The following is a 14,241-nucleotide window of genomic DNA, read 5'->3' on the forward strand; positions in this document are numbered from 1 at the left end:
CCCATGACGGTTGTTGCATGATAGCCGAAGCTGGTTTACCGAAGCATGCACGAATTGCAATGGCGGATCTGCCATCGTTACTCCAAAGGGAGCTGTCGTTGACGAAGCGGTTTTTCAGAACAAATTTGAAGGTCCTTGGCCGAGCTGCGGCCGTAGCGACTGTTAGCACCATTGCTCTCTCCGCCTGCCAGTCCGCTAATGTCGGTGAAGTTCTCCACCAGGGTTATGTGGTTGATCAGGAAACACTAAATCTCGTTCCTGTCGGTTCCAGCCGTGAACAGGTCCTGCTTTCGCTCGGCACGCCGTCGACGACCGCGACCTTCGACAACGAGGTATTCTACTACATCTCGCAGACCCGCAAACGCCCCGTGGCGTTCATGAAGCCGCAGCTCGTCGATCAGTCGATCCTGGCCGTCTATTTCGACAAGGAAGGCACCGTCAGCCAGCTCGCGCACTACACGCTCAAGGACGGCAAGATCTTCGACACACTGTCGCGCACGACACCGACCGGCGGCAAGGAAACGAGCTTCCTCGGCCAGCTTCTGACCGGCCCGGGCGCCGGCAAGGGTGCCGCGCAGAACCTCTTCAAGAACTTCGGCAACCAGTAAGCCGACTTTCACCGCAACAAAAAAGGCCCGCGGACCATGTGTCCCGCGGGCCTTTTCATTTCAGGTGACGATCAGGCGAGAACGGCCAGCAGCAATAACGCCACAATGTTGGTGATCTTGATCGCTGGGTTCACCGCGGGACCTGCCGTGTCCTTGTAGGGATCGCCGACGGTATCGCCGGTCACCGATGCCTTGTGCGCTTCGGAACCCTTGAGATGCCGAGTACCGTCCTTGTCAACGAAACCGTCCTCGAAGCTCTTCTTGGCATTATCCCAGGCGCCACCGCCCGAGGTCATCGAGATCGCGACGAAAAGGCCGTTGACGATGACGCCGAGCAAAGATGCGCCCAGGGCCGCAAAGGCGGATGCCTTGGAGCCGGACAGGAGCAGCACGCCGAAATAAACGACGAGCGGTGCCAGGACCGGCAGCAGCGACGGTACGATCATTTCACGAATCGCCGCCTTAGTGAGCAGGTCGACGGCGCGACCATAATCAGGCTTCTCCGTGCCGGCCATGATGCCCGGCTTTTCGCGGAACTGACGGCGCACTTCCTCGACGATCGACCCTGCCGCGCGCCCGACAGCGGTCATCGCAATGCCGCCGAAGAGATACGGAATGAGGCCCCCGAAGATCAATCCGGCAACCACATAGGGGTTAGAGAGATCAAAGGAGATCTGACCGACATCCGCGAAATACGGATACTTGTCGCCATTGGCGGCGAAGTAGCTGAGATCGTTGGAATAGGCTGCAAACAGAACCAGCGCGCCGAGACCGGCCGAACCGATGGCATACCCCTTGGTCACGGCCTTCGTCGTATTGCCGACCGCGTCGAGTGCATCGGTCGACTTGCGCACTTCGGGCGGCAAATGCGACATCTCGGCGATGCCGCCGGCATTGTCCGTCACCGGACCGAAGGCATCCAGCGCGACGATCATGCCGGCAATGCCAAGCATCGCAGTCACTGCAATGCCGGTCCCGAACAGACCAGCCAGCTGATAGGTGGAGATGATGCCGCCGACGATGATGATGGCCGGCAAGGCCGTCGATTCCAGCGAGACGGCCAGCCCCTGGATCACGTTCGTGCCGTGGCCCGTGACCGACGCCTGTGCAATGGAATTCACCGGGCGCTTGTTGGTGCCGGTGTAATACTCGGTGATGACCACGATCAGTGCCGTCACCACCAGGCCGACAATACCGCACAGGAACAGGTTCCAGCCGGTGATGTCCTGGCCCGCGACCGTGCCGATCGAGCCCCAGCCGATGGTCAGCGACGTAGCGGCGCCAAGCCCGACGATCGACAGCAAACCAGTGACGATCAGGCCCCGGTAGAGCGCACCCATGATCGAGTTGTTGGTCCCGAGCTTGACGAAGAAGGTACCGATGATCGAGGTGATGATGCAGGTCGCGCAAATCGCCAGGGGATAAGCCATGACGGTCGAGAGCACGGGCGTTCCGGCAAAGAAGATCGCAGCCAGAACCATGGTTGCAACCACCGAGACTGCATAGGTTTCGAACAGGTCGGCCGCCATGCCGGCGCAATCACCGACATTGTCGCCGACGTTGTCGGCGATGGTGGCAGGGTTGCGCGGATCGTCTTCCGGGATCCCGGCTTCCACCTTGCCGACGAGGTCGCCGCCGACGTCCGCACCCTTGGTGAAGATGCCGCCGCCGAGACGAGCGAAGATCGAGATCAGCGACGCGCCGAAACCGAGCGCCACGAGCGCATCGATCACCTCACGCGACCCGGGCTCGTGCCCGAGGCCCGCAGTCAGGATGAGATAGTAGACAGATACGCCGAGCAGGGCGAGGCCCGCGACGAGAAGACCGGTGATGGCGCCGGATTTGAAGGCGATATCGAGACCAGATGCGAGGCTGACAGAGGCGGCCTGCGCGGTGCGCACGTTTGCGCGAACCGAAACGTGCATGCCGATGAAACCGGCAGCACCCGAAAGCACTGCGCCAACGAGAAAGCCGAAAGCGGCTGCGGAAGAAAGAAGAAACCAAGCGCCGATGAAAACGACGACGCCGACGATGGCGATGGTTCTGTATTGACGCGTGAGATAGGCTTGTGCCCCTTCACGAATGTAGCCTGCGATTTCTTGCATGCGGGCGTTCCCCTGGTCGGCGGCAAGCACCGACTGTGTTGCCCAGATGGCGTAAGCCACCGCGAGCAACCCGCATGCGATAACGCCCAATAAAATGGTCATTTCGCATTACCCTCCGTTTCAACCCGCGGACTCACTCCCGGCCGCAGGCCCCTCAAATCCGCGAATCACGCACCACCTCCTCAAGCAGCACCCCTCACGGCGAGGCCAGAGTGCGGTTGCAACGAAAGATCGTCAAGCCCCGGAAATCTAACTACCGGCGGCCTTCTGAGAACTGAAGATTTAGGAGAAAAGTGGCGGCTCAGGCCGCAACGTTAGGGCGAGCGCGCATCAGCAAGAAGAGCAGGAGAAGGCAGACTGATGTCACCGGCCAGACGACGGCATTCAGCATATCCCAGCCATAAACCGAGAGAACCTTGCCCGAGGCAAAGGACGACAGCGCGACGGTGGTGAACAGGACGATGTCGTGAAAGGCCTGAACCTTGTCGGCCTCTTGAGGGCGATAGCTGCCGGCAACGATGGCGGTCGAGCCGATGAAGCCGAAATTCCAACCCAGACCGAGAAGCACCAGCGCACCCCAGAAATTCCAGAGTTCCAGGCCCATATGTGCGACCGCAGCGCAGGCCATGAGCAAGAGCAGACCGCAGGCGACGATGCGTTCGGCGCCGAAGCGCGTGATCAGCCACCCGGTAAAGAAGCTCGGCGCGAACATCGCAAGCACGTGCCACTGGATGCCGAGCGTTGCAAGCTCGGTGGAAAAGCCGCAGCCGACAACCATGGCAACCGGCGCACCGGTCATCATGAATGTCATCAACGCATAGCTCGAGATACCGCAGACCATGCCGGTGACGAAGCGTTGGTTGCGAACGATTTCGCCGAGCGTACGCGTGGGCTGGCCATGATACTCGCTCGCCACTGTCCCCTGCTCCGGCAAGCGCAGCGGCGCAAAGAACAATGCGGCCAGCAGGCAGATCGGCAGCAAGGCGATGAAGGCGCCGACGAAGGCGACGGGCGCGAACAGATCTCCGGCGAAAATGACGATCTGCGGGCCGAGAACGGCCGAAACGATTCCCCCGCCCAGGATCCACGATATCGCCTTCGGCTTGTAGAAGGACGGCGAGGCGTCGGCGGCGGCGAAGCGCAGTTTTTGGGTAAAGCCGTTGGAGGAACCGAGAACGGCGAGACCGAAGGCAAAGAGCCAGAAACTCTCCCGGAACAGCGCGACTGCGGCGATCGCGGCGCCGACGGACGCAATCCCGGTACCGACCATGAAGGCGAACCGCCGGCCGATAAGGCGTGAGAGCGTTGCGACGAGAATGACGCCAAGCGCCATACCGACATTGTAGGCGGTCAGCGGCGCCGTCGCCAGCGACTTGTCGTCCGCGAGCAGCTGGTAGCCGGCAACGCCGCCGACTGCAAAGCAGATCGGGCCGACGACACCAAGGATCGCCTGCGCCGCCGTCAGAAGGAAAACATTGCGGCGCGCTTCTCGAAGGGCAGAGCCCATATCATCGACGGCAGCCGCAACCATGGCCGCGCTACTTCTTGGGCTCGCCGCGAACCTGCCGGGCAATCCGATCAAGAACGGCATTGACGAGCTTCGGCTCGTCGTCGCCGAAGAAAGCCTTGGCGATTTCGACATATTCGGTGACGATCACCGCAACAGGCACATCCTTGCGCTCCAGCATCTCGAAGGTGCCGGCGCGCAAAATGGCACGAACGGTTGAGTCGAGCCGCGACAGCGCCCAGTCGTCCTGCAATGCCGAGCCGATCAAAGGATCGAGCTTGCGTTGATCGCGCACGACGCCGGCAACGATCGAGCGAAACCACGAGGCATCGGCCTTGAGATAGGTATCGCCGTCCAGCTCCTGGCCGAGGCGATGCATTTCGTATTCCGCGACGACTTCGAGTACGCCGGTACCGCCGATATCCATCTGGTAGAGCGCCTGCACGGCTGCAAGACGCGCCGCGCCGCGTTGGTTAGCCTGCTTCAACGGCTGATCCGAGGGGGTGTTCGTCACTGTTCTGTGCCCAATTTCTTCTTCAGTTCAATCATGGTCAGCGCAGCACGCGCGGCAAAACCGCCCTTGTCGCCCTCCGACCGGCGCGCACGCGCCCAGGCCTGATCGTCGTTTTCGACCGTCAGGATGCCATTGCCGATGGCAAGGCTTTCGCTGACGGCGAGGTCCATGATCGCGCGCGAGGATTCGTTCGCGACGATATCGAAATGATAGGTCTCGCCGCGAATGACCATACCGAGCGCGACGAAGCCGTCATATTCGACGGCGCCCTCGTCTGCGCCATCAAGCGCCATTGCGATTGCCGGCGGGATTTCGAGGGCACCGGGTACCGTTACGATATCATAGGTCGCGCCGGCTGCATCCAGTGCATGTTTGGCGCCATCGAGCAATGCGTCGGCCATATCGTCATAGAAGCGTGCTTCCACAATCAGGATGTGGGCAGCCTTGGTCTTCGCCATGGATCACCTGTCTTGAGATTTCCGCGCCGGTGCGACCGGCTGAGGCGGCGGTCAAACCATGACCGGCGTCGAATGGCAAGCAAATTCCGCTGTTGGCGCCCTTTTGCCGCGTTGCGCGCCCTCCAGAAGAGCCCGTGACAGACGGCGTGGAACGCTCATGTCACGCTTGAGGGGGTAGCCAGGCGTTTCCGACAATGACAATAATCAGGACTGACACAACGCCTGATCGGGGACAACGCCGCTTAGGCAAAGGAAATCGAGCGAAAGTTGTCTCCGATGCATGATGTCGATCCGTCGATGTCGATCCGCCTGCCCCGTATGCCTCAGGCCGTCGTCTTTGACATGGATGGCCTGTTGTTCGATACCGAGGCGCTCTATCGCGATGCCATGCTCGCCGCTGCGCAGGTGCTCGGGCGGACCATGCCACTTTCGCTCTATCTGGCATCGATCGGCCTTTCGGGCGAAGCGACACGACAAGCGCTCGGCGAATATTTCGGGCCGGATTTCGACCTCGATCGCTTCTGGAAACAAGCGGCGACCGCCTTCCATGCTCGGACAACGACCGAACTGCAGTTGAAGCCGGGCGTGGTCGAGCTCGTCGGCTCCCTGGAGGAGCTCGGCATTCCCTTTGCTATCGCAACATCGTCCGGGCATCACGATGTCGAGCGAAACCTGGGCCTCTACGGGTTGTTCGATCGCTTTCCGGTCGTCGTCGCCCAAGGCGACTACCAACTGGGCAAGCCGCATCCCGAACCTTTCCTGACAGCTGCCCGGCGGCTCGATGTCGCGCCCGAGCTTTGCCTGGCGCTGGAGGATAGCCATAACGGCGTGCGTTCGGCGTCATCAGCCGGCATGATGACGATTATGGTGCCGGACCTTCTCGCGGCAACGGAGGAGATCCGAAGCCTCTGCATCGGCGTCGCAGGCAATCTTGGTGACGTTCACGCCGCCCTCCTCCACCATGCACGGGGCGCCCATGTCCCCGCCTGACCGCGGCCCTGCCACGGCCCCTTGGCCGCGATCGATTTGCAAACGCTTCCGCGGGAATGGACGGCCGCCACCGGACACGTGAGAGTTTGGCAATTGACGGAAAGTCAAACGCCCGACACGGATGACCGGGAGCGGTTCTCCGTTCGGAGACGATAACGCCGGGGAGGAATATATATGGCGGACAGCAACAAACCCATCATCAACCCAAGGGACCTTGCCCTCGACCATTGGTCGGAAGGCACGTTCTTCGAATCCAGCGACACGTCATTCGGCAGCCGGCTTGGCCTGAAAGACCTCGGCGTCGGCTATGGCGAAGTACCGCCGGGCAAATCCGGTTGCCCCTTCCACAACCACCACGTGGAAGAGGAACTCTTCATCATTCTCGAAGGCGAAGGCACCTATCGGTTCGGAACAGAGCGCTATGCCGTCGGACCGGGCGACATCCTTGGCGCACCGGCAGGCGGGGCGGAGACGGCGCATCACCTGATCAACACCGGAACCGTGCCGCTCAAATATCTCTCCATCTCGACGATGGCCGCCACCGAGATCTGCGAATATCCGGATAGCGGCAAGTTTCACGCCAGGACGCGCACAGCCGCCGGCGAACGCCGGTTCCAGTTTACCGGCAGGCCTGAAAGTGCTGCCGACTACTGGGACGGCGAGCCCGGCATCTGATCATCCCACCTACCAAACCCATAGCAGCGGATAAAACATGCACAGTGTTCCTATCATCGAGACCGAACGTCTGGTCCTGCGCCCCTATAGACGCGACGACTTCACGGCCTATGCCGCCCTGTTTGCCGACAGCGAGGTTACGCGTTTCGTCGGCGGCGTTCCCTATACGCGCGAGCAATCCTGGACACGTTTCCTGCGCCAGGTCGGCATGTGGCATTATTTCGGCTTCGGTTTCTTCGCCATCCAGGATCGTACGACCGGCACCTTTCTCGGAGAGGCCGGATTTCACGACGTGCATCGGCTGATCACGCCGTCGCTTGAGGGGACGATGGAGACCGGTTGGGCGCTCTCCCCAAAAGCACACGGACAGGGGCTTGCAACCGAGGCCGTCAGCGCCGCGCTCGAATGGGCCGATCGGCAGTTTCCCCAAGTGCGAAAAACCTGCATCATCGATGTCGGCAACCGTGCCTCGGTCCGTGTCGCCGAAAAGCAGGGCTTCAAGGAATTCTGGCGCACGCGCTATCACGGCACGCATGTCATCATGTTTGAACGGCAGCGAACGCTTGCTGGTGCCACGGCCCGTAAGGCGCCAATGCCCGCGCATTTGGAGACGTAAACAATCCTCAATTGTCGTTTTGATGAAAACGCCATCGAAACGTCTATATTGCAGGCAAGATTGCCTGGCATCGGGTGCAGGCGAACTACAACAGGCAACACCACCCGATCAGACAAGGGAATCCAACACATTTTGCTGCGGGTAAGTCGCCCGTAATGCAGCCTGCTGACGACTGCGACACGCATCTCAGCAGGCCTTCCGGAAACCCGCATCGGGTATTGTGTTCGGGTATCAGGTTACTGGTCACTGCGCCGCAGACAACCAAGGAGCATGATCATGAATCGCATTGCAAAGCTATCAGTCATTGCTGCGTTCTCGTCCCTCGCCTTCGCAGCTATACCGCACGCTCAGGACGCCAAAATGGAATGGCCGGCTGAAATCGAGCAGACGGTGCGCGACTTCAAGGGGGACAAGTTCAACATCGTCGATATCTCCACGCTGAGCGAGCAGGATCAGACCCGCCTGTGGGTCGAGCATGCGACGGCCGAACAACGCGCAGCCCTGCAAGCTGCGGTCAACGGCAACGCGGAATTGGCCGCGCAGCTAAAGGCCAAGAACGTCGAAATGGGTAATATCGGAGGCGCTCAGCAGGGTGCCGACGGAAGCCTCACCATCTACATGCGTTGAATACGCGTTCAGTCAACGAATAAGAAGCGCACCATCTCCACACGCGAGATGGTGCGCTTAGTCGGTTTCTGGCGGCGGCGGCCGTCTATTCGGCCTTCGGGGCCGGAAACTCCGCAAGGCGAGCGGCGTAGCGCGCCATCGTGTCGACTTCGAAATTGACGAAATCGCCCGCCCGGCGTTCGCCCCAGGTCGTCACCTCAAGCGAATGGCGGATCAAGAGGACGTCAAAGTCGGCTGCATCGACTTTGTTGACTGTCAGCGATGTGCCGTCGAGCGCAACGGATCCCTTCGGCGCGACGAACTTGGCCAAATGCGCGGGCGCACGCAGCCTGAACCGCACGGCGTCGCCCTCGGGTTCGACCGATAGAATCTCCGCCTTGTCGTCGATATGACCGGAAACGAGATGTCCACCGAGTTCATCGCCGATCTTCAATGACCGCTCGAGATTGATCCGCGTCCCCTTTTTCCAGCCAGCGATGGTCGTCAGGCGCAAAGCCTCTTCCCACGCCTCGACCTCGAACCAGCGTTCGTTGCTGCCGCCGTCCGGCAGGGCCGTCACCGTCAGGCAAACACCGGAATGGGCGATGGACGCCCCCATATCGATGGTCTTCGGATCGTATGTGGTGGCGACGCGTAGCTTCACGCCTTCCTTCAGCGGCGTGACGGCATCAACGGTGCCGATGTCAGTGACAATGCCTGTGAACATCAGTTCTCTCTTTCGTATTCTTCGAAAAGATCGTCGCCGTATTGCGCGGAGCGAACGAGCTTAAAGCCAGGGGGCACGGATTTCCGATCAAATGGGGATGCGATGCCGTTTTCGCCAATGGTTTGCGGGCCGGTATAAATCTGAATGCGATCGACCAGCCCAGCGTCCAGGAAAGCGCGAGCGGCAACTGCACCACCCTCGACGAGCAAAGAGGAAATGCCGCGCGAGCCCAGTGCCGTCAGCAGATCGGCAACCGTTCCGGTTTCCAGCACCTCGACACCGGCGGCCTCCAGCGCAGCGCGCCGGCCAGCCCGTTCGCTGGCCTGCTCCAGTTCCGATTGTGTCGATGGCTCTCCCGACACCACGATGACAGGGGTTTGCGCCGCCGACCGCACGAGCTTCGAGCCTAGCGAAAGATCCAGTCGCCGATCGAGGACGATGCGGATGGGCGAGCAGTCTTCAAGACCTGGCAAACGCACGGTCAATTCCGGATCATCCGCAGTCGCGGTACCAATGCCCACGAGGATCGCGTCGGTCTGCGCCCTGAGGATCTGGACCTGCGCCCTGGAAATCGGGCCTGTAATACGGACCTGTCCGGCACCTGTTCGGCCGATCATGCCGTCGGCAGAAACTGCAAGTTTGAGAGTCACATGTGGGCGCTTGCTGACCTGTCGCGTGAGATAGGCTTCGAGCGCGCCATGTCCCTCCAGCGGCAAAACGCCGATATCGACCGCGATGCCGGCTTCACGCAAACGCACCACGCCGCGCCCGGCGACGCGTTCATCGGGATCGAGGATCGAAATGACGACGCGGGCAACGCCGGAGGCGACCAGCGCATCGGCGCAGGGCGGCGTCTTGCCGTGATGAGAGCAGGGTTCAAGGGTGACATAAGCAGTTGCGCCGCGTGCCCGCTCGCCCGCTTCGGCAAGTGCCTGAGCTTCGGCATGGGGCCGGCCGCTTCTTGCCGTCACCGCACGTCCGACGATGACACCATCCTGGACGATCAAGCAGGCGACGGAGGGATTGGTGGATGTCTGGCCGAGATGCTGGCGTGCCAGCCGCAGCGCCGCCGCCATGAACCTCTCGTCCTTACGGGTGGGGTTGGCCATGGCGGTCCGGTGCGCCTTCCTATTCGCCGGGGTCGCGCGCAATCTTGGCGCTGATCTCGGCGATGACCTTTTCGAAATCTTCGGCGTGGGAGAAGTCCCGATAGACCGACGCGTAGCGGACGAAGGCGACATCGTCGAGGCTCTTCAGTGCTTCCAGCACCTGCAAGCCGATCTCCTCCGAAGGGATTTCAGTCTCGCCGGAGCTTTCGAGCCGACGCACGATGCCGGAGACCGCCCGCTCGATGCGGTCACGATCAACAGGGCGTTTTCTGAGCGCGATCTCGAAGGACCGCAGCAGCTTGTCCCGGTCGAAAGGCACCTTCCGACCGGTCTTCTTGATGATCATCAGCTCACGCAGCTGCACCCGTTCGAAGGTCGTGAAGCGACCACCGCAATCCGGGCAGATACGGCGGCGGCGAATGGCGTTGCCGTCCTCTGCCGGACGGCTGTCCTTCACCTGGCTGTCTTCGGAACCGCAATAGGGGCAGCGCATGATGAGCCGATCACATGTAGCCGTACATCGGGAAGCGGCCGGTGAGCGTCATCACCTTTTCGCGCACGCCCGCTTCGACGGCGGCATTGCCTTCGTCGGAGTTGGCGACCTTGAGGCCGTCGAGGACTTCGACGATCAATTCGCCGATTTCCTTGAATTCGGCTTCCTTGAAGCCACGGGTGGTGCCCGCCGGGGTACCGAGACGGACGCCCGACGTGACGAACGGCTTTTCAGGATCGAACGGGATGCCGTTCTTGTTGCAGGTGACGTAGGCACGGCCGAGGGCTGCCTCGGCGCGCTTGCCGGTCGCGTTCTTCTTGCGCAGGTCGACGAGCATCAGGTGGTTGTCCGTGCCGCCGGATACGATATCGAGGCCGTTGGCCTTGAGCGTCTCGGCAAGCGTGCGGGCGTTCTTGACGACCTGAGCCGCATAGTCCTTGAAGGACGGCTGCAGTGCCTCACCGAAGGCAACGGCCTTGGCGGCGATGACGTGCATCAACGGGCCGCCCTGGAGGCCCGGGAAGACCGCCGAGTTGATCTTCTTGGCGATATCCTCGTCGTTGGTGAGGATCATGCCGCCGCGCGGACCGCGCAGCGACTTGTGCGTCGTCGTCGTGGCAACGTGGCAATGGGGAACCGGCGACGGATGCTGGTCACCGGCAACGAGGCCGGCGATGTGCGCCATGTCGACCATCAGGTACGCGCCAACTTCATCGGCGATCTCGCGGAAGCGCTTCCAGTCCCAGATGCGGGAATAGGCGGTGCCACCGGCAATGATCAGCTTCGGCTTGTGCTGGCGTGCCTTCTCGGCGACATCGTCCATGTCGAGCAGGTGATCGCTCTCGCGAACGCCGTAGGAAACCACGTTGAACCACTTGCCGGACATGTTGACCGGCGAACCATGCGTCAGGTGACCGCCGGAATTGAGGTCGAGGCCCATGAAGGTGTCGCCCGGCTGCAGGAGCGCGAGGAACACAGCCTGGTTCATCTGCGAGCCGGAGTTCGGCTGCACGTTGACGAACTTGGCGCCGAACAGCTTCTTGGCACGCTCGATCGCCAATTCCTCGGCGATATCGACGAACTGGCAGCCGCCATAATAGCGCTTGCCTGGGTAACCCTCGGCATATTTGTTGGTCATGATCGAGCCCTGAGCCTCGAGCACGGCGCGCGAAACGATGTTCTCGGACGCGATCAATTCGATCTCGTGGCGCTGACGACCCAGCTCCTTTTCGATCGAACCGAAGATTTCCGGATCGCTGTCGGCGAGAGAGCGGGTGAAGAAGGCATCATTGTTCTGTGCAAGCATCGGCGCGAGGCTCCTCTCAAAGGTGGCAGTTCTTTAGCTTCCTCGCACGGCGAGAGCAATATCCGCTGTGCGGTTTGCGTCATTTCCCCCATCTGCCGCGCCTAAACATCGCAGCCGCGGACCAACGAAAAAGCCGCGCTGCCAGGGGAAGCGCGGCTTTTGCAATGAATTGCCCGACTTTGCTTATTGCGGCAGAGCATCCGACTCGACCGAGCCGGCCGATTGCTCGACGCCGTAAGGCGTCTGCAGCGCCAGTTCGGTCGCGCCATCACGCTGATAGATGTCGTCGCGGAACTGCACGACACCATCCTTCGCCGACCAGGCAGTGATGTAGGTGAAGAAAACCGGGACCTCTTCGGCCAGCGTGATCGGCGTGTTGACACCGGTCTTGATCGTGGCCTCCATCTGCTGGCGCGACCAGCCGGGGGTTTCCTTCAAAAGCCAGCTCGAAAGGTCGCGAACGTTCTGGACGCGAACGCAGCCGGACGATTCGAAACGCATCAGCTTGTTGAACAGGCCCTGCTGGGGCGTGTCGTGCATGTAGACCTGATGCTCGTTGTGGAAGTTGATCTTCGTCGAAGACATCGCGTTGATCTTGCCCGGATCCTGACGGAACATCAGGTTCGGCGCCTTCTCGGCATTCCAGTCGACCGTTTCCGGCGACACTTCGCCACCGCTGCCGTCGAACAGGCGAATGGCGTTGCGCTTCAGGTAGGTCGGGTCCTTGCGCATCAGCGGCATGATATCCTTCTGGATGATCGAGCGCGGCGCAGTCCAGTAGGGATTGAGGATGACCTCATAGATCTTGGAGTTGAGGATCGGCGACTGGCGGTCGATCTTGCCGACAATAGCGGTGTGGCGCAGCGCGACGCGGCCGTTTTCCACCGCTTCGATGTAAGCGGCCGGAATGTTCACCATCACATAGCGGCGACCGAGATCGCCGGACATCGACTGCAGGCGCACGAGGTTGGTCTGCAGCTGGCCGAGACGGGTGGTCGCCGGAACGTTGATTGCCTTCAGCGTGTATTCGCCAATGACGCCGTCTGCCGGCAAGCCATGGCGTGCCTGGAAATGCTTGACCGCGCCGTCGACGTAGGAATCAAAGGACGACGAGATGCCGGCGGAACGCGGCAGATCGCCGGAAACCATCAGGCGCTGACGCAGTTGCTGCACCGAAGGATCCGTAACACCGAGTTCGAGCTTGACGCTGGTTTCGACCATCGGCCAACCGCCCGACGAAACGATGTTCTGATAATCGAAGATCGCCTGCTGGACATGGTTGATCGTCTCCGGGCCGAAGACCGGCGTATTGGACACGACCGTCGTCGCCGTGCGCGACGCCTTTGCGTCGTACTGGTCGTCCCAGGAGCCGCGGCGAGGCGAATTGATGATCTCGTTCAGGGCGTCCTGAGCGCCTGCGGCTCCCGCCCAAGCGACGGCACCGAAGGTTGCGGCCGAACGCAGAAATGCGCGGCGCGAGAATGCATCAATTCCATTCTTTTTTGACATATCCTACCATCCCAATGCGTTGGCACGCGCCCTATGCGCAGGCACGCATGTTGCCGGAGCCCTAACACGATCGTGGTTAACAAAGGTCAACCAACGAGCCACCCTGCCCTCACATGATTTCACGATACCGCGAGCGAGGACCCTCATCCGGCAGGCGAACGCAAAACGAATCCACGTCGATGAAAACACGTGGCCGCACCTACCGCATACCCTCGTCGCTGTCACAGCAATATGGCCAATTCGTGTCTCGGACTGCGGCCGAAGGCATGTGGCACGCCTCTTGCTTCAAGCCACTGCAGCCTTTCTGCAACATCGCCGGTGTGGAAAAACGGCAAAGGCCGGACACGCAGGGATTGCGTCCGGCTCTTTGAACTGGAGGTGTGCGACGCCTGTTACAGGCGGTACATGATCGAGTCGTTCCAGAAGCGATCAAGGCGCTGCAGCAGCTTGTTCATCTGGGTGAATTCGTCCGAACCGATGCCGCCGACCTTCTGGATCGAGCCGATATGACGCTCGTAGAGCTTGGCGACGGTTTCGGCGATTTCCTGGCCGTCTTCCGTCAGGCTGATGCGGACCGCGCGACGGTCGACACGCGAGCGCTGGTGGTTGATCAGGCCGAGATCGACGAGCTTCTTGACGTTGTAGGAAACGTTGGAGCCGAGGTAGTAGCCACGCGAGCGAAGCTCGCCGGCGGTCAGTTCGGAGGTGCCGATGTTGAAGAGCAACAGGGCCTGGACGGCGTTGACATCGTCGCGACCCTGACGGTCGAACTCGTCCTTGATGACGTCGAGCAGACGGCGGTGCAGGCGCTCGACGAGGTGGAGGGATTCCATGTAGAGACCACGGACGGCTTCTTCCTGAGGGTCTCGGGGCGCAGTGACCTGCGGCTTCATCTTCGTGTTCATTTGACTGCCTCACTGTTTTGTTTGGCGGTGTCTGTTTGTCTTCCCGCCTTGAGTGAGAACCTAACGAATACGTCTAAAATTCTACTTAAACCGCAGCCTTAACATGAGCTTAC

15 protein-coding genes are annotated in these 14,241 nt (G+C 61.0%); 5 read left to right on the forward strand and 10 right to left on the reverse strand.

The annotated features are described in order from the left end of the window. Positions 1 to 98 precede the first annotated feature (98 nt). Positions 99 to 608, forward strand: a complete 510-nt coding sequence (locus tag AC07UR_RS23050) for an outer membrane protein assembly factor BamE (RefSeq protein ID WP_209791225.1) — start codon at positions 99 to 101, stop codon at positions 606 to 608. Between the two features lie 71 nt (positions 609 to 679). Here AC07UR_RS23050 and AC07UR_RS23055 read toward each other — a convergent pair whose 3' ends face one another. From AC07UR_RS23055 to ribH, 4 genes are all read right to left on the reverse strand, one after another. Next, positions 680 to 2,815, reverse strand: a complete 2,136-nt coding sequence (locus tag AC07UR_RS23055; RefSeq protein ID WP_173419635.1) for a sodium-translocating pyrophosphatase — start codon at positions 2,813 to 2,815, stop codon at positions 680 to 682. A gap of 199 nt (positions 2,816 to 3,014) precedes the next feature. Then, entirely contained in the window at positions 3,015 to 4,220 is a 1,206-nt protein-coding gene (locus AC07UR_RS23060) for an MFS transporter (protein WP_173421001.1), read from the reverse strand. A 31-nt stretch (positions 4,221 to 4,251) separates the two neighbouring features. Continuing rightward, a complete protein-coding gene (gene nusB, locus AC07UR_RS23065; protein WP_025426528.1) occupies positions 4,252 to 4,734 on the reverse strand; it encodes a transcription antitermination factor NusB in 483 nt (160 codons plus the stop codon). Further along, entirely contained in the window at positions 4,731 to 5,192 is a 462-nt protein-coding gene (gene ribH, locus AC07UR_RS23070) for a 6,7-dimethyl-8-ribityllumazine synthase (RefSeq protein WP_077498536.1), read from the reverse strand. Before ribH ends, nusB begins: the two co-directional genes overlap by 4 nt. A gap of 276 nt (positions 5,193 to 5,468) precedes the next feature. Here ribH and AC07UR_RS23075 point away from each other — a divergent pair, with 276 nt between their 5' ends. The 4 genes from AC07UR_RS23075 (at position 5,469) to AC07UR_RS23090 (ending at position 8,100) form a co-directional block, all read left to right on the forward strand. Continuing rightward, positions 5,469 to 6,182: an HAD family hydrolase gene (locus AC07UR_RS23075; protein ID WP_234941938.1), complete on the forward strand. Its 714-nt coding sequence runs from the start codon at positions 5,469 to 5,471 to the stop codon at positions 6,180 to 6,182. 174 nt (positions 6,183 to 6,356) lie between these two features. Further along, the gene (locus tag AC07UR_RS23080) at positions 6,357 to 6,857 is read left to right on the forward strand and encodes a cupin domain-containing protein (protein ID WP_173419634.1); all 501 of its coding nucleotides are present in this window, start codon (positions 6,357 to 6,359) and stop codon (positions 6,855 to 6,857) included. A gap of 37 nt (positions 6,858 to 6,894) precedes the next feature. Further along, entirely contained in the window at positions 6,895 to 7,473 is a 579-nt protein-coding gene (locus AC07UR_RS23085) for a GNAT family N-acetyltransferase (protein ID WP_209791224.1), read from the forward strand. 276 nt (positions 7,474 to 7,749) lie between these two features. After that, the gene (locus AC07UR_RS23090) at positions 7,750 to 8,100 is read left to right on the forward strand and encodes a hypothetical protein (protein WP_173419632.1); all 351 of its coding nucleotides are present in this window, start codon (positions 7,750 to 7,752) and stop codon (positions 8,098 to 8,100) included. A gap of 85 nt (positions 8,101 to 8,185) precedes the next feature. Here AC07UR_RS23090 and AC07UR_RS23095 read toward each other — a convergent pair whose 3' ends face one another. The 6 genes from AC07UR_RS23095 to ldtR form a co-directional block, all read right to left on the reverse strand. Next, positions 8,186 to 8,806, reverse strand: a complete 621-nt coding sequence (locus AC07UR_RS23095; protein WP_077498544.1) for a riboflavin synthase — start codon at positions 8,804 to 8,806, stop codon at positions 8,186 to 8,188. Next, positions 8,806 to 9,915, reverse strand: coding sequence for a bifunctional diaminohydroxyphosphoribosylaminopyrimidine deaminase/5-amino-6-(5-phosphoribosylamino)uracil reductase RibD (gene ribD, locus AC07UR_RS23100; RefSeq protein WP_209791223.1), 1,110 nt, complete (start codon positions 9,913 to 9,915; stop codon positions 8,806 to 8,808). The genes AC07UR_RS23095 and ribD overlap by 1 nt, the downstream gene beginning before the upstream one ends. Before the next feature lie 19 nt (positions 9,916 to 9,934). Continuing rightward, the gene (nrdR, locus tag AC07UR_RS23105) at positions 9,935 to 10,408 is read right to left on the reverse strand and encodes a transcriptional regulator NrdR (RefSeq protein WP_003529310.1); all 474 of its coding nucleotides are present in this window, start codon (positions 10,406 to 10,408) and stop codon (positions 9,935 to 9,937) included. 10 nt (positions 10,409 to 10,418) lie between these two features. Beyond that, positions 10,419 to 11,714 carry a serine hydroxymethyltransferase gene (gene glyA / locus AC07UR_RS23110; RefSeq protein ID WP_173419629.1) on the reverse strand — a complete coding sequence of 432 codons (1,296 nt, stop codon included), beginning with the start codon at positions 11,712 to 11,714 and terminating at the stop codon, positions 10,419 to 10,421. A gap of 183 nt (positions 11,715 to 11,897) precedes the next feature. After that, positions 11,898 to 13,223: a L,D-transpeptidase family protein gene (locus tag AC07UR_RS23115; protein ID WP_173419628.1), complete on the reverse strand. Its 1,326-nt coding sequence runs from the start codon at positions 13,221 to 13,223 to the stop codon at positions 11,898 to 11,900. Positions 13,224 to 13,615: 392 nt separating this feature from the next. Further along, the gene (ldtR, locus tag AC07UR_RS23120) at positions 13,616 to 14,128 is read right to left on the reverse strand and encodes a transcriptional regulator LdtR (RefSeq protein WP_173419627.1); all 513 of its coding nucleotides are present in this window, start codon (positions 14,126 to 14,128) and stop codon (positions 13,616 to 13,618) included. Positions 14,129 to 14,241 lie beyond the last annotated feature (113 nt).

Source organism: Ensifer sp. GW821-FHT05G01 (genome assembly GCF_059419585.1).

Bases quoted from the DNA above. Each gene is read 5' to 3' on its own strand.
- AC07UR_RS23055 (WP_173419635.1), bottom strand. From the start codon at position 2,815: ATGACCATTTTATTGGGCGTTATCGCATGCGGGTTGCTCGCGGTGGCT.
- AC07UR_RS23060 (WP_173421001.1), bottom strand. From the start codon at position 4,220: ATGGGCTCTGCCCTTCGAGAAGCGCGCCGCAATGTTTTCCTTCTGACG.
- ribH (WP_077498536.1), bottom strand. From the start codon at position 5,192: ATGGCGAAGACCAAGGCTGCCCACATCCTGATTGTGGAAGCACGCTTC.
- AC07UR_RS23075 (WP_234941938.1), top strand. From the start codon at position 5,469: ATGCATGATGTCGATCCGTCGATGTCGATCCGCCTGCCCCGTATGCCT.
- AC07UR_RS23080 (WP_173419634.1), top strand. From the start codon at position 6,357: ATGGCGGACAGCAACAAACCCATCATCAACCCAAGGGACCTTGCCCTC.
- AC07UR_RS23085 (WP_209791224.1), top strand. From the start codon at position 6,895: ATGCACAGTGTTCCTATCATCGAGACCGAACGTCTGGTCCTGCGCCCC.
- AC07UR_RS23090 (WP_173419632.1), top strand. From the start codon at position 7,750: ATGAATCGCATTGCAAAGCTATCAGTCATTGCTGCGTTCTCGTCCCTC.
- AC07UR_RS23095 (WP_077498544.1), bottom strand. From the start codon at position 8,806: ATGTTCACAGGCATTGTCACTGACATCGGCACCGTTGATGCCGTCACG.
- ribD (WP_209791223.1), bottom strand. From the start codon at position 9,915: ATGGCCAACCCCACCCGTAAGGACGAGAGGTTCATGGCGGCGGCGCTG.
- nrdR (WP_003529310.1), bottom strand. From the start codon at position 10,408: ATGCGCTGCCCCTATTGCGGTTCCGAAGACAGCCAGGTGAAGGACAGC.
- glyA (WP_173419629.1), bottom strand. From the start codon at position 11,714: ATGCTTGCACAGAACAATGATGCCTTCTTCACCCGCTCTCTCGCCGAC.
- AC07UR_RS23115 (WP_173419628.1), bottom strand. From the start codon at position 13,223: ATGTCAAAAAAGAATGGAATTGATGCATTCTCGCGCCGCGCATTTCTG.
- ldtR (WP_173419627.1), bottom strand. From the start codon at position 14,128: ATGAACACGAAGATGAAGCCGCAGGTCACTGCGCCCCGAGACCCTCAG.